At 71.0% G+C, this 15,299-nt stretch carries 19 protein-coding genes and 5 tRNA genes; 18 read left to right on the forward strand and 6 right to left on the reverse strand.

What is annotated here, in order from left to right; translation table 11 throughout:
* Window positions 1–90: 90 nt before the first annotated feature.
* The 10 genes from ACIP98_RS23065 (at window position 91) to ACIP98_RS23110 (ending at window position 4,906) form a co-directional block, all read left to right on the forward strand.
* Window positions 91–291: a hypothetical protein gene (locus ACIP98_RS23065; protein ID WP_319659773.1), complete on the forward strand. Its 201-nt coding sequence runs from the start codon at window positions 91–93 to the stop codon at window positions 289–291.
* Window positions 292–376: 85 nt separating this feature from the next.
* Window positions 377–1,168: a fumarylacetoacetate hydrolase family protein gene (locus tag ACIP98_RS23070; protein ID WP_319659772.1), complete on the forward strand. Its 792-nt coding sequence runs from the start codon at window positions 377–379 to the stop codon at window positions 1,166–1,168.
* The gene (gene gltX / locus ACIP98_RS23075; RefSeq protein WP_401977716.1) at window positions 1,161–2,645 is read left to right on the forward strand and encodes a glutamate--tRNA ligase; all 1,485 of its coding nucleotides are present in this window, start codon (window positions 1,161–1,163) and stop codon (window positions 2,643–2,645) included. The genes ACIP98_RS23070 and gltX overlap by 8 nt, the downstream gene beginning before the upstream one ends.
* Window positions 2,646–2,710: 65 nt before the next feature.
* On the forward strand, window positions 2,711–3,640 hold the full coding sequence (locus tag ACIP98_RS23080; protein ID WP_401977718.1) for a pseudouridine synthase: 930 nt from the start codon (window positions 2,711–2,713) through the stop codon (window positions 3,638–3,640).
* Between the two features lie 23 nt (window positions 3,641–3,663).
* Entirely contained in the window at window positions 3,664–4,386 is a 723-nt protein-coding gene (locus tag ACIP98_RS23085) for an HAD family hydrolase (protein WP_319659769.1), read from the forward strand.
* 85 nt (window positions 4,387–4,471) lie between these two features.
* A tRNA-Gln gene (locus ACIP98_RS23090) sits at window positions 4,472–4,543 on the forward strand.
* A gap of 17 nt (window positions 4,544–4,560) precedes the next feature.
* Window positions 4,561–4,633, forward strand: a tRNA-Glu gene (locus ACIP98_RS23095).
* Window positions 4,634–4,660: 27 nt separating this feature from the next.
* Window positions 4,661–4,733: transfer RNA gene (locus ACIP98_RS23100), tRNA-Glu, on the forward strand.
* 12 nt (window positions 4,734–4,745) lie between these two features.
* A tRNA-Gln gene (locus ACIP98_RS23105) sits at window positions 4,746–4,817 on the forward strand.
* A 16-nt stretch (window positions 4,818–4,833) separates the two neighbouring features.
* Window positions 4,834–4,906 (forward strand) — tRNA-Glu (locus ACIP98_RS23110).
* 100 nt (window positions 4,907–5,006) lie between these two features.
* Here the strand turns inward: ACIP98_RS23110 and ACIP98_RS23115 are convergent.
* Window positions 5,007–5,651, reverse strand: coding sequence for a MerR family transcriptional regulator (locus ACIP98_RS23115; RefSeq protein WP_319659768.1), 645 nt, complete (start codon window positions 5,649–5,651; stop codon window positions 5,007–5,009).
* A gap of 132 nt (window positions 5,652–5,783) precedes the next feature.
* Here ACIP98_RS23115 and ACIP98_RS23120 point away from each other — a divergent pair, with 132 nt between their 5' ends.
* Complete coding sequence (locus tag ACIP98_RS23120; protein WP_401977720.1) at window positions 5,784–6,275, forward strand: DUF4188 domain-containing protein; 492 nt, start codon at window positions 5,784–5,786, stop codon at window positions 6,273–6,275.
* 24 nt (window positions 6,276–6,299) lie between these two features.
* Here the strand turns inward: ACIP98_RS23120 and ndgR are convergent, their stop codons facing one another.
* Complete coding sequence (gene ndgR, locus ACIP98_RS23125; protein WP_319659766.1) at window positions 6,300–7,016, reverse strand: IclR family transcriptional regulator NdgR; 717 nt, start codon at window positions 7,014–7,016, stop codon at window positions 6,300–6,302.
* 160 nt (window positions 7,017–7,176) lie between these two features.
* Here ndgR and leuC point away from each other — a divergent pair, with 160 nt between their 5' ends.
* The 4 genes from leuC (at window position 7,177) to ACIP98_RS23145 (ending at window position 10,270) form a co-directional block, all read left to right on the forward strand.
* Window positions 7,177–8,598 (forward strand): 3-isopropylmalate dehydratase large subunit, encoded by a 1,422-nt coding sequence (gene leuC / locus ACIP98_RS23130; protein ID WP_401977722.1) that lies wholly within the window; start codon window positions 7,177–7,179, stop codon window positions 8,596–8,598.
* A gap of 5 nt (window positions 8,599–8,603) precedes the next feature.
* Window positions 8,604–9,197 (forward strand): 3-isopropylmalate dehydratase small subunit, encoded by a 594-nt coding sequence (gene leuD, locus ACIP98_RS23135; protein WP_319659764.1) that lies wholly within the window; start codon window positions 8,604–8,606, stop codon window positions 9,195–9,197.
* 110 nt (window positions 9,198–9,307) lie between these two features.
* On the forward strand, window positions 9,308–9,541 hold the full coding sequence (locus ACIP98_RS23140) for a hypothetical protein (protein WP_319659763.1): 234 nt from the start codon (window positions 9,308–9,310) through the stop codon (window positions 9,539–9,541).
* 123 nt (window positions 9,542–9,664) lie between these two features.
* Window positions 9,665–10,270 carry an HU family DNA-binding protein gene (locus ACIP98_RS23145; RefSeq protein ID WP_401977724.1) on the forward strand — a complete coding sequence of 202 codons (606 nt, stop codon included), beginning with the start codon at window positions 9,665–9,667 and terminating at the stop codon, window positions 10,268–10,270.
* 103 nt (window positions 10,271–10,373) lie between these two features.
* On the opposite strand, the gene ACIP98_RS23150 is transcribed toward ACIP98_RS23145, so the two are convergent.
* Both ACIP98_RS23150 and cofC read right to left on the reverse strand, forming a co-directional pair.
* On the reverse strand, window positions 10,374–10,592 hold the full coding sequence (locus tag ACIP98_RS23150; RefSeq protein WP_319659761.1) for a hypothetical protein: 219 nt from the start codon (window positions 10,590–10,592) through the stop codon (window positions 10,374–10,376).
* 48 nt (window positions 10,593–10,640) lie between these two features.
* On the reverse strand, window positions 10,641–11,303 hold the full coding sequence (gene cofC, locus ACIP98_RS23155; protein WP_401977726.1) for a 2-phospho-L-lactate guanylyltransferase: 663 nt from the start codon (window positions 11,301–11,303) through the stop codon (window positions 10,641–10,643).
* A 176-nt stretch (window positions 11,304–11,479) separates the two neighbouring features.
* Between cofC and ACIP98_RS23160 the strand changes: the two genes are divergently transcribed.
* Genes ACIP98_RS23160 through ACIP98_RS23170 form a run of 3 tightly spaced genes read left to right on the forward strand, consistent with a single transcriptional unit; the run spans window position 11,480 to window position 14,367 of the window.
* On the forward strand, window positions 11,480–12,205 hold the full coding sequence (locus ACIP98_RS23160) for a lysophospholipid acyltransferase family protein (protein ID WP_319659759.1): 726 nt from the start codon (window positions 11,480–11,482) through the stop codon (window positions 12,203–12,205).
* Window positions 12,202–13,203 (forward strand): NAD(P)H-dependent glycerol-3-phosphate dehydrogenase, encoded by a 1,002-nt coding sequence (locus ACIP98_RS23165; RefSeq protein WP_401977727.1) that lies wholly within the window; start codon window positions 12,202–12,204, stop codon window positions 13,201–13,203. Before ACIP98_RS23160 ends, ACIP98_RS23165 begins: the two co-directional genes overlap by 4 nt.
* Window positions 13,204–13,230: 27 nt before the next feature.
* Window positions 13,231–14,367: a D-alanine--D-alanine ligase family protein gene (locus ACIP98_RS23170; protein WP_389245507.1), complete on the forward strand. Its 1,137-nt coding sequence runs from the start codon at window positions 13,231–13,233 to the stop codon at window positions 14,365–14,367.
* Window positions 14,368–14,386: 19 nt separating this feature from the next.
* Here ACIP98_RS23170 and ACIP98_RS23175 read toward each other — a convergent pair whose 3' ends face one another.
* Window positions 14,387–14,851: a DUF3515 domain-containing protein gene (locus tag ACIP98_RS23175; protein WP_319659756.1), complete on the reverse strand. Its 465-nt coding sequence runs from the start codon at window positions 14,849–14,851 to the stop codon at window positions 14,387–14,389.
* Between the two features lie 53 nt (window positions 14,852–14,904).
* The gene (locus ACIP98_RS23180) at window positions 14,905–15,138 is read right to left on the reverse strand and encodes an Lrp/AsnC ligand binding domain-containing protein (protein WP_319659755.1); all 234 of its coding nucleotides are present in this window, start codon (window positions 15,136–15,138) and stop codon (window positions 14,905–14,907) included.
* Window positions 15,139–15,299: the final 161 nt, after the last annotated feature.

Here is a 15,299-nt window from a genome sequence, read left to right on the forward strand (position 1 = left end):
CCCGCCAGATAGATTGACGTTTGACACCACGGTGTACTACGTCAACCTGCGCCCCAGGGCGCCCGAACTCCACGAGGTTCTGACCGCCCCATGAAGACGACCATGATCATGCGACCCATAGCCAACCCGCGTCGCACCACCCTCGCGCACCTCACGGACGCCGAGGACACGCGGACCACGGAGGTCGCACCGGCCGTCGAGGGCGAGGCCCCCGTCGTCATCCTGCCGCGGCAGACCGCCAACCCGCGCCGCACCGTGCTGAAGAACCTGGAGAACCAGCCCGCCGACTGAGCCCCGGCTCGCCGGACGGGAGCGCGCAGCACCCCCGGGATAACCTGGAGCGTCAGTCTCCGGCCAGTGAGGTGAGCTGCTTCCCGTGCGCATCGCCAGGTTCTCCATCGACGGCAATGTCGCCTTCGGCGTCGTCGAGGGCGACGAGTCCGTCCCGGACGGACTCGTCCTCGACATCATCAAGGGCATCCCGTTCGCCGAGTACGAGCGCTCCGGCACCAAGGTGCCGCTGAGCAAGGTGCGGCTGCTGCCGCCCGTGCTGCCCAGCAAGGTCGTCGGCATCGGCCGCAACTACGCCGAGCACGCCGCGGAACTGGGCAACGAGGTCCCGGAGGTGCCGGTCGCCTTCTTCAAGCCGTCCACCTCGGTGATCGGCCCCGGCGACCCGATCGCCTACCCCTCCTTCTCGCAGGAGGTGCACTACGAGGCCGAGCTCGCCGTCGTGATCGGCCGGCTGTGCCGCGAGGTCCCCCGCGAACGCGTCCAGGACGTGATCCTCGGCTACACCTGCGCCAACGACGTCACCGCCCGCGACGCCCAGAAGGCCGAGAAGCAGTGGGCCCGCGCCAAGGGCTTCGACTCCTCGTGCCCCATCGGCCCCTGGATCGAGACCGGTCTCGACCTCGCGGCCGCCGGCGACCTGGCGGTGACCGCGACCGTCAACGGCGAGCTGCGCCAGGCCGGGCGCACCAGCCAGATGATCCGCTCCATCGAGGACCTGATCGTCCACATCTCCGAGGCGATGACCCTGCTCCCCGGCGACGTCGTCCTGACCGGCACCCCGGCCGGGGTCGGACCGCTCCATGTCGGCGACGAGGTCGCCGTCACCATCGAAGGCATCGGCACTCTCACCAACAAGGTGATCAAGCGTGACTAGCGCAGCACCCGTACGCGTACGTTTCTGCCCGTCGCCGACCGGCAACCCCCACGTGGGCCTGGTCCGCACCGCCCTGTTCAACTGGGCGTTCGCCCGCCACCACCAGGGCACCCTGGTCTTCCGCATCGAGGACACCGACGCCGCCCGCGACTCCGAGGAGTCGTACCAGCAGCTGCTGGAGGCCATGCGCTGGCTCGGCTTCGACTGGGACGAGGGCCCCGAGGTCGGCGGCCCGCACGCGCCGTACCGCCAGTCGCAGCGCATGGACGTGTACAAGGACGTCGCCGCCAGGCTCCTGGAGTCCGGCCACGCCTACAAGTGCTACTGCACCACGGAGGAGCTCGACGAGCGCCGCGACGCCGCCCGCGCCGCCGGCCGCCCCTCCGGCTACGACGGCCACTGCCGCGATCTGTCCGCCGGGCAGATCGACGCGTACGAGCGCGAGGGCCGGGAGCCGATCGTCCGCTTCCGCATGCCCGACGAGCCGATCACCTTCACCGACCTGGTGCGCGGCGAACTCACCTTCACCCCGGAGAACGTGCCCGACTACGGCATCGTCCGGGCCAACGGCGCCCCGCTCTACACCCTGGTCAACCCGGTCGACGACGCGCTGATGGAGATCACCCACGTGCTGCGCGGCGAGGACCTGCTGTCCTCCACCCCGCGGCAGATCGCGCTGTACAAGGCGCTGGCCGAACTCGGCGTCGGCAACGGCACGACCCCGCAGTTCGGTCACCTGCCGTACGTCATGGGCGAGGGCAACAAGAAGCTCTCCAAGCGTGACCCGCAGTCCTCCCTCAACCTCTACCGGGAGCGCGGCTTCCTGCCCGAGGGCCTGCTGAACTACCTGTCGCTGCTCGGCTGGTCGCTCTCCGCCGACCGCGACGTCTTCTCCGTCGAGGAGATGGTGGCCGCCTTCGACATCGACGCCGTCAACGCCAACCCGGCCCGCTTCGACCTGAAGAAGGCCGAGGCGATCAACGCCGACCACATCCGCATGCTGGACGTGAAGGCGTTCGCCGAGGCCTGCGGCCCGTGGCTGAGGGCCCCGCATGCCCCCTGGGCGCCCGAGGCGTTCGACCAGGCGGCCTTCGAGGCGGTCGCGCCGCACGCCCAGACCCGTCTGACCGTGCTCTCCGAGATCACCGAGAACGTCGACTTCCTCTTCCTCGACGCACCGGTGACGGACGAGGCGTCCTGGGACAAGGCGATGAAGGACCCCGCGGCCGCCGCCGCGCTCCTCACCACCGCCCGGGAGAACCTCGCAGCCGCCGACTGGAACGCCGAGGCCCTCAAGGCCGCCGTCCTCGCCGCCGGTGAGACGCACGGCCTCAAGCTCGGCAAGGCCCAGGCGCCGGTCCGGGTCGCCGTCACCGGCCGCACCGTCGGCCTGCCGCTCTTCGAGTCCCTCGAAGTGCTCGGCCGCGAGCGCACCCTGGCCCGCGTCGACGCCGCGCTGGCGAAGCTCGCCGGCTGACGCACGGCACGCGCGACCGCCCCGGTTCCCCGCGGACCCGGGGCGGCGCGCTTCCCGGAGCACCGATGCGACGCAGGCCCAAGCCCCCGCCCTCCCCGCTGCCCCAGCGCCACGGGGTCGACGCGGTGCGCCTGCGGCTGCCGGAGGCCGGGCCGTGGACGTCGGTGCGCGACCACCTGGTGGAGCGGCTGACGGCCGTACCTGCGGCGCGCGTCGAGGCGATGCTGGCGGCCGGGGAGATCCACGCGGCCGACGGGCCGCTGCCCCCCGACGCGCCCTACCGGCCGGGCGCCTTCCTCTGGTTCCACCGTGACTTCGCGCCGGAGGTCCCCGTCCCGTTCGCCGTCGAGGTGCTGCACCGGGACGACGCGCTGCTGGTCGTGGACAAGCCGCACTTCCTCGCCACCACCCCGCGCGGCAGCCATGTCACCGAGACCGCCCTCACCCGCCTGCGCCACGACCTCGGCCTGCCCGCGCTCAGCCCGGCCCACCGCCTCGACCGGCTGACCGCCGGAGTGGTGATGTTCGTGATCCGCCCCGAACTGCGCGGCGCCTACCAGACCGTCTTCCGCGACCGCCGGGTGCGCAAGGAGTACGAGGCCCTGGCCGGGTACGACCCCTCGCTGGAGCTGCCGCGCACCGTGGAGAGCCGGATGGAGAAGGAACGCGGGGTCATCGCCGCGCGGGAGGTCCCCGGCCCGCCCAACGCCCGCACCCGGGTGGAACTCCTGTCCCGCCACGGCGCGCTGGCCCGGTACCGGCTGTACCCGCACACCGGCCGCACCCACCAGCTGCGCGTCCACATGAACAGCCTCGGCCTGCCCATCCTCGGCGACCCCGTCTACCCCGTCGTCCTGCCCGAGCCCGCCCCGGGCGACTTCGGCCGCCCGCTCCGGCTGCTCGCCCGGCTGCTGGAATTCGACGACCCGGTGACCGGCGAGCACCGCCGCTTCGTCAGCCGCCGGACGCTGCGCCTCCCCCCGGAACCCGGGTAGACCCGCACGGATAGAGTCCGGGCATGCCGATCCGCGCCGTGCTGTGGGACATCGACGACACGATCTTCGACTACTCGGCGGCCGAACGCGCCGGCGTGATCGGCCGGCTGCGCAGCGAGGGCCTGCTCCCCGCCTCCGACGACGACCGGGACCGGGCCGCCGCCCGCTGGCGCGAGGTGATGGACCTGCACTACGGGCGCTTCCTCGCCGGTGAGATCACCTGGGCGGAGCAGCGCCGGGAGCGGGTCCGCGCCTTCGTGGGCCAGGCCGTGACGGACGAGGCGGCCGACGCGTGGTTCGAGGCGTACTACGTCCACTTCGAGGCCGCCTGGAGCGCCTTCCCCGACGTCGTCCCCGCCCTCGACGCGCTCACGCCCGGCTACCGGCACGCGCTGCTCTCCAACTCCGCCGCCGCCCATCAGGAACGCAAGCTCGCCCGGCTGGGCCTGCGGGACCGCTTCGAGTTCCTGCTCTGTTCGCAGGAACTGGGGTACGCCAAGCCGGCGCCGCAGGCTTTCCTGGCCGCGTGCGAGGAGCTGGGGCTGCCACCGTCCGAGGTGGCCTACGTGGGGGACAAGGCGGACACCGACGCGCGCGGGGCGAACGCCGCAGGTCTTCACGGTGTGTGGCTGGACCGAACGGGTACTGTCACCGCCTCCGACCTGCGGCGGATCACCGGACTCGACCAGCTGCCGGCCCTCCTGGCGGCGGATACCCGTTTTGGAGCCCCGTCTTCGATCGGGTAATGTTCTTCCTGCGCCGCCGGGCGGGCCGAAAAGCCGGTCCGGAGCGCACGCCAGACAACACCCCCTGCGGGGGGTTGTGTTTTGGTGGGGTATGGTGTAATTGGCAGCACGACTGATTCTGGTTCAGTTAGTCTAGGTTCGAGTCCTGGTACCCCAGCGCAGTATTTCTGCAGAGCCCCCGTTGTGTAGCGGCCTAGCACGCTGCCCTCTCAAGGCAGTAGCGCCGGTTCGAATCCGGTCGGGGGTACTGATCTCTCTCGCAGGGATCGCTAGGGCCCCCGTTGTGTAGCGGCCTAGCACGCCGCCCTCTCAAGGCGGTAGCGCCGGTTCGAATCCGGTCGGGGGTACTTGACACACCATGGGGTATGGTGTAATTGGCAGCACGAGTGATTCTGGTTCATTTAGTCTAGGTTCGAGTCCTGGTACCCCAGCGTAGTTCTCTGACTTGCCCCCGTTGTGTAGCGGCCTAGCACGCCGCCCTCTCAAGGCGGTAGCGCCGGTTCGAATCCGGTCGGGGGTACATCGGGAAGAGGCCCCCCGCTTCGGCGGGGGGCCTCTTTCGTTCCTCCCCGCCGTTGCTCCGCGTCGCCCTCCGCCCGGGCGCTTCGCGGCCTGTCGCGTCACTCAACTCCGAAGCGCCGCAAGGACTCCTCGGCCTCGGCGAGCCGGCGCAGGCTCAGCAGCACCGGCTCGTAGAGCACGGTCAGCGTCACGGCGGCGGCGGCCTGTTCGAGCGGGGTGTCGTAGAGCTCGACCAGATCCAGGTCGTGGACGGCCTGTTGGGCGGCGAGGCGGGCGTAGGGCTCCAAGTGCCGTGCCCCGCTGGGGTATCCGAGGCGGGTGAGGGTGGCGACCGCGGCGACGAGCATCCGGTACGCGGGGGAGGGGCCGCGCCTCTCGCTTCCGTGACTCCACCCGAGCCCGGACATCAACAGGTCCACTTCGCGACGGGCGGTGGCGGTCGCCGGGTCGTCCTCGTCGGGCTCCGGGCCGTGCGGCAGCGCGAACGTGGCGGCGCCCAGACGCATGTGCTGGTTGAGCGACTCGTCCTCGACCGCGGCGAGCACCTCGCGGGCGGTGGCGACGGGGACCCTGCCGACCTGGATCAGGGCCCGCACGAAGCGGAGCCGGCGCAGATGCTCCTCGCCGTACTCGGCCTGGGTGGCCGTGACGCGACGGCCGGGTGGCAGCAGGTTCTCGCGCAGGTAGTACTTGATCGTTGCCGTCGGCACGCCGCTGCGCTCGCTCAGTTCCGCCAGTCGCATTCCTCTTGCGCCCTCCACTGGATAGTGGCACTATCCAATCATGGATAGCGGCACTATCCAATGCTGTCCATGTCGAGCAGGGAGCCCGGCCGGCGCGTGCCGGGTGTCCGTCATGGGTGATGGGGGAGCGTCATGTCCGTACAGCTGATTCCGGGCCGCAACACCGCGGCCGCCGAGGGTGAGATCGTCGTCTTCCACATCGGGATGCGGATCAACCGCCTGCGGGCGCTGCGCGAGTGGCTGCCGGCCTTCATGGCGATGCCGCGCATGCTGCGCGAGCTGTCGCAGGACAAGGGCAGCGGATTCCTCGGCTACCGCCTGCTGCTCGGCTCGCCCCGGTTGTTCTACGTCGTGCAGTACTGGTCGACCAAGGAGCAGCTCATCGCCTACGCCTCGCAGCAGGACAAGCAGCACCGGCCCGCGTGGGCGGAGTTCAACCGCCGCGCGCGGGCCGGCAAGGGGCGAGTGGGCATATGGCACGAGACGTACGCCGTACCCGCGGGTTCCTACGAGTCGGTGTACGTCGACATGCCCGCCTTCGGGCTCGGCGCCGCGACCGGTGTCGTCCCGGTGGGCCGCCGTGGCGAGTCGGCGGCCGAGCGGCTGGCGGCCGCCGAGGGGTAGCGGTCGCTCGGGGCGCCCCGCGCTTCAGCTGCTGCGGCGCAGCGCCTCGGACAGCCGGCCCGCGGCGTCCACGACGGCCTGCGCGTGCATGCGGCCGGGGTGCCGGGTCAGCCGCTCGATGGGGCCGGAGACGGAGACCGCCGCCACGACGCGGTTCGACGGACCGCGCACCGGGGCGGAGACGGAGGCCACACCCGGTTCGCGTTCGCCGATCGACTGCGCCCAGCCCCTGCGGCGCACGCCGGAGAGCGCGGTGGCGGTGAATCGGGCTCCCTGCAGGCCCCGGTGCAGCCGTTCCGGCTCCTCCCAGGCCATGAGGATCTGGGCGGCGGAGCCCGCCTTCATCGGCAGCGTCGAGCCGACGGGCACGGTGTCCCGCAGTCCGGACAGCCGCTCCGCGGCGGCGACGCAGATGCGCATGTCGCCCTGGCGCCGGTAGAGCTGCGCGCTCTCGCCGGTCACGTCCCGCAGGTGCGTGAGCACCGGGCCGGCGGTGGCCAGCAGGCGGTCCTCGCCCGCCGCGGCGGCGAGTTCGGAGAGACGGGGGCCCAGGATGAAGCGTCCCTGCATGTCGCGGGCGACCATGCGGTGGTGCTCCAGTGCGACGGCGAGACGGTGCGCGGTGGGGCGGGCGAGACCCGTGGCGCCCACGAGTCCGGCCAGGGTGGCCGGGCCGGACTCCAGCGCGCTGAGCACCAGAGCCGCCTTGTCGAGAACGCCGACGCCACTACTGTTGTCCATGCAACGATACTCCCGTCTCACTCTGTGAAACGCAAGTTCAATTTTCCCGTGAACGCGGCACGCTGGATGGACAGGCCGGAGCGCCGCATCCCTCACCTGGGGACGGAGGCGCACGGCAACGACGAACAGGCCGGCAGCGCGGCCGGTCGGAGGGAATGCGATGGCCAGGACACTCGCGGAAAAGGTCTGGGAGGATCACGTCGTACGGCGCGCCGAAGGCGAGCCCGACCTCCTCTTCATCGACCTGCATCTGCTCCACGAGGTCACCAGCCCGCAGGCATTCGACGGGCTGCGGATGAACGGGCGCCCGGTGCGCCGGCTGGACCTCACCATCGCCACCGAGGACCACAACACCCCGACCCTCGACATCGACAGGCCGATCGCCGATCCGGTCTCGCGCACGCAGCTGGAGACGCTGCGCAAGAACTGCGCGGAGTTCGGGGTGCGGCTGCACCCGCTGGGCGACGTCGAGCAGGGCGTGGTGCACGTGGTCGGCCCGCAGCTGGGCCTGACCCAGCCGGGCATGACCGTGGTCTGCGGCGACAGCCACACCTCCACCCACGGCGCTTTCGGCGCGCTGGCGTTCGGCATCGGCACCAGCCAGGTCGAACACGTACTGGCCACCCAGACGCTGCCGCTGGCCCCGTTCAAGACCATGGCGATCACCGTCGACGGCGAACTGCCCGAGGGCGTCACGGCCAAGGACCTGATCCTGGCGATCATCGCCAAGATCGGTACCGGCGGCGGCCAGGGCTATGTCATCGAGTACCGCGGCTCGGCCATCGAGAGGCTCTCGATGGAGGCCCGGATGACCATCTGCAACATGTCGATCGAGGCGGGCGCCCGGGCCGGCATGATCGCCCCGGACCGCACCACCTTCGACTACCTGCAGGGCCGTGCGCACGCGCCGCAGGGCGAGGACTGGGACGCCGCGGTCGCCTACTGGGAGACGCTGAGGACCGACGAGGACGCCGTCTTCGACCACGAGGTCGTCATCGACGCCGCCGCACTGTCCCCGTTCGTCACCTGGGGGACCAACCCCGGCCAGGGTGTCCCGCTGAGCGCCTCCGTGCCGGACCCGGCGTCCTTCGCCGATCCCAGCGACCGCCTGGCGGCCGAGAAGGCACTGGAGTACATGGGCCTGGAGGCCGGTACGCCGCTGCGCCAGGTCGAGGTCGACACCGTCTTCGTCGGCTCCTGCACCAACGGCCGCATCGAGGACCTGCGCTCGGCGGCATCGGTCGTCAAGGGCCGCAAGGTGGCCGACGGCGTGCGGATGCTGGTCGTCCCCGGCTCGGTCCGGGTCGCGCTGCAGGCCGTCGAGGAGGGCCTGGACAAGGTCTTCAAGGAGGCCGGCGCCGAATGGCGGCACGCGGGTTGCTCGATGTGCCTGGGTATGAACCCCGACCAACTCGCGCCCGGTGAGCGCTCCGCGTCCACCTCCAACCGCAACTTCGAGGGACGGCAGGGCAAGGGCGGCCGCACCCACCTGGTGTCCCCCCAGGTCGCCGCGGCCACCGCGGTCAACGGCCACCTCTCGTCCCCCGCCGACCTGCCCGGCGTCGCCGTCCTGGAGGCCTGAGAACCATGGAAGCTTTCACCACGCACACCGGCCGGGCGGTCCCGCTGCGCCGCAGCAACACCGACACCGACCAGATCATCCCGGCCCACTGGCTGAAGAAGGTTACCCGCAACGGCTTCGAGGACGGCCTGTTCGAGGCATGGCGCAAGGACCCCGAGTTCGTCCTCAACCGGCCCGAGCGCCGGGGCGCCAGCGTCCTGGTCGCCGGCCCCGACTTCGGCACCGGCTCCTCCCGTGAGCACGCCGTGTGGGCGCTGCAGAACTACGGCTTCAAGGCCGTGATCTCCTCCCGCTTCGCCGACATCTTCCGCGGCAACTCGCTGAAGAACGGCCTGCTCACCGTGATCCTGCCGCAGGAGACGGTCGAGCGCCTGTGGGAGCTCACCGAGGCCGACCCGACCGCCGAGATCACCGTGGACCTCGAGACCCGGGAGGTCCGCGCCGAGGGGATCACCGCGCCCTTCGAGTTGGACGACAACGCCCGCTGGCGGCTGCTGAACGGCCTGGACGACATCAGCCTCACCCTGCAGAACGAGGCCGACATCGCCGCCTACGAGGCCAGGCGTCCGTCCTTCAAGCCGCAGACCCTGCAGGTCTGAGCCCTCTCCGCCCGTCCCGCAGCGCCCCCCGCCCCCACCGGGCGGGGGGCGCTGCGGCGTGTTCGGCTCCACACCTCGTGACAACTCACCGCAGATGACACAATCGGCACATGGAACACGATGGCCAACTCGAGCTGTACGCGTTCCTCGCTGCCAGGTTGAAGCAGGCCCACACCCGTGTGGCGGGTCTGCAAGTGCCGGAGGAAGTCCGGGTGCAGTTGACCCGGAAACTCCTCGTCATCACCGCCGCCTCGAAGCACGATCTCGCAGGTGCGGCAAGGCGTCTGGAGGATCTGATGAAGGACCTCGACGAAGGCCGATTCCCCGATCAAGAGCCTTCCTGAGCCCGGAGTTCGTTGCGGCACAAGGGTGATTCGCCCGTTTCGTATTTGATTTGCGGTATATATCCGCCTAGCGTGCGAAAAAGGCCCGAACTCATCGCCGGGCAAGTTTCCGAAGGGGAAGACGTGAACAAGGCGCAGCTCGTTGAAGCGATTGCCGACAAGCTCGGCGGCCGTCAGCAGGCCGCTGAGGCGGTCGACGCGGTCCTGGACGCCATCGTCCGCGCGACCGTCAACGGCGACCGGGTATCGGTGACCGGCTTCGGTTCGTTCGAGAGGGTGGAGCGTCCCGCCCGCTACGCCCGCAACCCGCAGACCGGGGAGCGGGTCCGGGTCAAGAAGACCTCCGTGCCGCGCTTCCGCGCCGGCCAGGGCTTCAAGGACCTGGTGAGCGGGACGAAGAAGCTCCCCAAGGCCGGCGAGGTCTCCGTCAAGAAGGCGCCCAAGGGCAGCCTGACCGGCGGCGTCACCGCGAAGGCCACCACGAAGAAGGCCGCCGCCAAGAAGACCACGGCCAAGAAGGCGGCCACCACCAAGGCGGCCGCCAAGAAGACCACGGCGGCCAAGACCACCGCGAAGAAGACCACGGCCGCCAAGACGACGGCCAAGAAGACGGCGGCCAAGAAGACCACCGCCAAGAAGGCCACCGCCAAGAAGACGGCGCCGGCGAAGAAGGCCCCCGCCAAGTCGGCGGCCCGCAAGACGGCCACCAAGCGCACCGCGAAGCGGTAGCCGTCACCGACCCGACACAGCGACGGGCCGGGCACCCCCTCGGGGGCGCCCGGCCCGCTGCGTTGTCCCGGGGCGCTCCGGTCCCTCCCCGTCGCCCGGTGCCTCAGGCCCCGGGGTCGGCGAAGGTCTGCAGCGTCACGAAGACCACCCGGCGCGCCTCGCCGCTGCCCTCCGTGCGGATGCGCACCCGCTGACCGGGCCGCAGCAGCCGCAACCCCCCGGCGTCGAACGCCGCCGCGTCGAAGGGCAGCGGCGTCCCGTCGTCCAGCAGCACGCTGCCGGCGCGGGTCTCGGGGTCGTAGGTGTACGCGGTCGCCTGCATGGGTCGCAGCCTATCCGGCCGCTCGCCGCCGGCCCGTCCGCCGCCGGTTCAGCCCGGTGCGGCCACCGGTTGGGCCCGCAGCAGTTCACGGGTGCGCGGTCCGACGCCCAGGACCAGGGCGGCCCTCAGGTCCTCGCCCGTATCCACGTCCTGGCGCACGGAGTCCACGCCCGGCAGCCTGATCTCGCGCGCGCCGGACGCCCGGTGACGAGCCCTGGAGGCGCCGCCGAAGGCCGGATCGAGCGGCGTCCCGGCCGTGGCCGCGAGCAGCGTGGTGCCGATTCCGGCCGCGTCGGCCAGAAATGCCCGTCCAGGGCGCCGAGCGGCCGTGCCGAGCACCAGCGCCAGCTCCCGGGGCCGCAAGGCCGGGAGATCGGCGTTGAGGGCCGCCACGGCGGCTTCCGGGCGCAGCCGGCGGACCTGTTCCGCGCCGTACGCCAGCGCGGCGTTGAGTCCCGCCGCGGGGGAGTCCGGTACCACCCGGGCACCGAGCGCCGTCAGCGCGGTCCCGGCGAGGGGATCGTCCGTGACGACCGTCACGTCCAGCACCACGGGGCAGGCCAGCACCGCGGCCACGGTGTCCTGGGCGAAAGCCAGTGCCAGCCCGGGCCGCACGGGCCCGGCGGCCGTCGCGAGCCGGCTCTTGGCCTCGGCCAGGGGCTTCAGCGGAACGACGAGCGACCATTTCGACGAGTTCACTGCTACCGACACCGAACTATTGTGCTCGGGGTTTCCCGAGGCCACCGCCACCGCTGCTCCACCCTGGCGTTACGGTGGCTTACCGGCGACACTTGTGCGGCTGCACCGGCCGTACGACGGTGCGCCGTCCCACAGCACGGCCGCGATCCGGTGATCCCGGGTCGGCGGCGGAACGAGGAGGAGTTCTGGTGTCCCGCCGCAGAATCGGCTTCTGGTACCGGCTCGCAGCAGTCATCGCGAAACCGCCGCTCGTCGTCCTCTTCAAGCGGGACTGGCAGGGAATGGAGCACATTCCGGCCGACGGCGGATTCATCACCGCGGTCAACCACAACTCGTACCTCGACCCGCTGTCGTACGCGCATTTCCAGTACAACACCGGGCGGGTCCCACGCTTCCTGGCGAAGGCGCCGCTGTTCAAGCCGGCGTTCGTCGGGGCGATACTGCGCGGCACCGGCCAGATCCCCGTGTACCGGGAGAGCACCGACGCCGCCAACGCCTTCCGGTCCGCGGTGGACGCCATCAACTCCGGCGAGTGCGTCGCCTTCTACCCCGAGGGCACGCTGACCCGCGACCCCGAGATGTGGCCGATGGTCGGCAAGACCGGCGTCGCCCGCGTCGCGCTGATGACCAAGGCGCCCGTCATCCCGGTCGCGCAGTGGGGCGCCAACGAGGCCGTTCCCCCCTACGCCAAGGAGAACAAGGTCCGCCTGTTCCCGCGCAAGACGCTCAAGGTGCTTGCCGGCCCGCCGGTGGACCTGTCCGCGTACTACGGGCAGGAGCTGACCGCCGAGGTGCTCAAGGAGGCCACGGACGTCATCATGGCCTCGATCAGCGAGCTGCTCGGAGAACTGCGCGGCGCGACCCCGCCGTCCGAGCGCTTCGACCCGCGCAAGCAGAGGGGAACCAGCAAGTGACGACGCGCTGCGCGGTCTACGGCACCGGCTCCTGGGGCACCGCCTTCGCGATGGTGCTCGCCGACGCCGGTGCCCGGGTGACCATGTGGGGGCGCAGCCCCGAGGTGGTCAAGGCCGTCAACAGCACCCACGCCAACCCGGGCTATCTGCCCGGGGTCGAGCTGCCGGCGTCGATCACGGCGACCACGGACCCCGCGGAGGCCGCCCAGGACGCCGAGTTCGTCGTCCTCGCCGTACCGTCGCAGACGCTGCGCGGCAACCTGGCCGCGTGGCAGTCGCTGCTGCCCTCCGACTCGGTGCTGGTCAGCCTGATGAAGGGCGTCGAACTCGGCACCGCCAAGCGGATGAGCGAGGTCATCTCGGAGGTCGCCGAGGCCGGCCCGGAACGCGTCGCCGTGCTGTCCGGCCCCAACCTGGCCAAGGAGATCGCCGCCCGGCAGCCCGCCGCCTCGGTGGTCGCCTGCCGCGACGAGGCCGTCGCCAGGCGGCTGCAGGCCGCCAGCCACACCACGTACTTCCGCCCGTACACCAACACCGACGTGGTCGGCTGCGAACTGGGCGGCGCCGTCAAGAACGTCATCGGCCTCGCGGTCGGCATCGCCGACGGCATGGGGCTGGGGGACAACACCAAGGGTTCGCTGATCACCCGCGGCCTGGCCGAGACGACCCGGCTCGGCATCGCGCTCGGCGCCGACCCGCTGACCTTCTCGGGCCTGGCGGGCCTCGGAGACCTGGTCGCCACCTGCTCCTCCCCGCTGTCCCGCAACCACACCTTCGGCTTCAACCTCGGCAGGGGCATGACGCTGGAGGAGACGATCGCGGTCACCCGGCAGACCGCCGAGGGCGTCAAGTCCTGCGAGTCGGTGCTCGACCTGGCACGCCGGCACGGTGTGGACATGCCCATCACCGAGACCGTGGTCGACATCGTCCACAACGGCAAGCAGCCGGTCGTCGCGGTCAAGGAGCTGATGTCGCGTTCTGCCAAGTCGGAACGCTGACGTCCGGAACGGTAAGGTCAACGCGACATGAGCATTCAGCCTTCTTCACGCAAGCCGCGCGTCGCGGTCGTCTTCGGTGGACGCAGTTCCGAGCACGCCATCTCGGTCCTCACCGCGGGCGCCGTGCTGAGCGCCGTCGACCGCGACAAGTACGACGTGCTGCCGATCGGCATCACCAGCGACGGACGTTGGGCGCTGACCGCCGACGACCCCTCCCGGATGGCGATCTCCGACCGCACGCTGCCGAGCGTGGCGCAGCTCGCCGAGTCCGAGGAGGGCTCGGTGGTCCTGCCGGTCGACCCGGCCAGCCGCGAGGTCGTCTACAGCGAACCCGGCTCGGTGCCCAAGGCGCTCGGCGACGTCGACGTCGTCTTCCCCGTGCTGCACGGCCCGTACGGCGAGGACGGCACCCTCCAGGGGCTGCTGGAACTGTCGGGTGTGCCCTACGTCGGCTCGGGTGTGCTGGCCTCGGCCGTCGGCATGGACAAGGAGTACATGAAGCGCGTCTTCACCTCCTTCGGCCTGCCGGTCGGTCCGTACGTCGTGATCCGGCCGCGCGAGTGGGAGAACGACCCCGCGGCCGCCCGCCGCAAGGTCGTGGAGTTCGCCGCCGACCACGGGTGGCCGGTCTTCGTGAAGCCGGCCCGTGCCGGCTCCTCCATGGGCATCAGCAAGGTCGACGACCTCGCGGGCCTGGACGAGGCGATCGAGGAGGCCCGCCGCCACGACCCCAAGGTGCTCGTGGAGTCGCTGCTGCGGGGCCGTGAGATCGAATGCGGGGTCCTGGAGTTCGAGGACGGCCCGCGCGCCTCGGTGCCGGCCGAGATCCCGCCGGTCACCGCGCACGACTTCTACGACTTCGAGGCGAAGTACATCGACTCCGCCGAGGGTCTGGTGCCCGCGCCGCTCACCGCCGAGCAGACCGCCGAGGTCCAGCGGCTCGCCGTGGCCGCGTTCGAGGCGGCGTCGTGCGAGGGCCTGGTCCGCGCGGACTTCTTCCTGCTGGACAGCGGCGAGTTCGTGATCAACGAGATCAACACCATGCCGGGCTTCACGCCGATCTCCATGTACCCGCGTATGTGGCGGGAGAGCGGGGTCGACTACCCGGAGCTCGTGGACCGGCTCATCCAGGCGGCCCTGCGCCGTCCTACCGGACTGCGCTGACCCGGAAAGCCCCGGGACCTCAGAGTTCGGAGGGGATGGACGTCTCGACGGCGTTCCCGAGGTCGGCCAGCGGGTTGACCTCGGGTGCGTACTTCGCCGGGACGCTCACCTCGACGAACGCCGCGCGCCCGGTGGTCGTGAAGCGGTAGCCGTCGCCGGTCTGCTCCATGAGCCAGCTGACGCCGTTGACGTCCACCGCGTCCGCGGTCGGGTTGTATGTCGTGCTGCCCGGCGTGAGTGTCGCGGGCCGGGGCACACCGCAGCGCAGTACCACCGTAGGATCCCCCCAACCGGCGGTGAGGGTGGAGACGGGGGACAGGGACCGCTCGGACAGCCCGTCCACCCGGTCCGGCAACGCGTCGTGGAGGCGGCCGCACAGCGTGGCGGCCTCGGCGGAGGGTGACGGGACCGCGATCCCGCTCGCCGGCCCCCCGTCGGCGGACACGTAGACCGCCGCCGCGGAAAAGCACGCGACGGCGGACACGGAGACAAGCGCGACTCGGCGGCGAATCATCACCCGCCGAGCCTACAGGGGGGTCAGAGGTGGACGACCGGGCAGGTCAGTGTGCGGGTGATGCCCTCCACCTGCTGCACTCTCGCCACCACGAGACGACCGAGGTCGTCGACCGTCTCCGCCTGGGCGCGCACGATCACGTCGTACGGCCCGGTGACGTCCTCGGCCTGGATCACCCCGGAAATCTTGGAGATCACCTCCGCTACTGCCGAGGCCTTCCCGACCTCGGTCTGGATCAGAATGTACGCCTGTACCACGGAACCTCCAGGGCGGCTACGAGGATCATGTGGGAGGGAACGTCACGGTACCGCGTCGCCGCACACCGCGGGGAGACCCGCGCGGTACCGGACGCCCGAAAGCCGCCACGGAAGCGATGACGGAACAGAGACAGGACCGGCCAGGTGAAGGGGACAGTGGG

Origin of the sequence: Streptomyces sp. NPDC088354, from assembly GCF_044753585.1 — a bacterium.
GTDB lineage: Bacteria > Actinomycetota > Actinomycetes > Streptomycetales > Streptomycetaceae > Actinacidiphila.

Excerpts from the sequence above, each read along its gene's own strand:
- ACIP98_RS23065 (WP_319659773.1), top strand. The coding sequence starts at position 91 with ATGAAGACGACCATGATCATGCGACCCATAGCCAACCCGCGTCGCACC.
- ACIP98_RS23080 (WP_401977718.1), top strand. The coding sequence starts at position 2,711 with ATGCGACGCAGGCCCAAGCCCCCGCCCTCCCCGCTGCCCCAGCGCCAC.
- ACIP98_RS23085 (WP_319659769.1), top strand. The coding sequence starts at position 3,664 with ATGCCGATCCGCGCCGTGCTGTGGGACATCGACGACACGATCTTCGAC.
- ACIP98_RS23115 (WP_319659768.1), bottom strand. The coding sequence starts at position 5,651 with ATGCGACTGGCGGAACTGAGCGAGCGCAGCGGCGTGCCGACGGCAACG.
- ACIP98_RS23120 (WP_401977720.1), top strand. The coding sequence starts at position 5,784 with ATGTCCGTACAGCTGATTCCGGGCCGCAACACCGCGGCCGCCGAGGGT.
- ndgR (WP_319659766.1), bottom strand. The coding sequence starts at position 7,016 with ATGGACAACAGTAGTGGCGTCGGCGTTCTCGACAAGGCGGCTCTGGTG.
- leuC (WP_401977722.1), top strand. The coding sequence starts at position 7,177 with ATGGCCAGGACACTCGCGGAAAAGGTCTGGGAGGATCACGTCGTACGG.
- leuD (WP_319659764.1), top strand. The coding sequence starts at position 8,604 with ATGGAAGCTTTCACCACGCACACCGGCCGGGCGGTCCCGCTGCGCCGC.
- ACIP98_RS23140 (WP_319659763.1), top strand. The coding sequence starts at position 9,308 with ATGGAACACGATGGCCAACTCGAGCTGTACGCGTTCCTCGCTGCCAGG.
- ACIP98_RS23150 (WP_319659761.1), bottom strand. The coding sequence starts at position 10,592 with ATGCAGGCGACCGCGTACACCTACGACCCCGAGACCCGCGCCGGCAGC.
- ACIP98_RS23170 (WP_389245507.1), top strand. The coding sequence starts at position 13,231 with ATGAGCATTCAGCCTTCTTCACGCAAGCCGCGCGTCGCGGTCGTCTTC.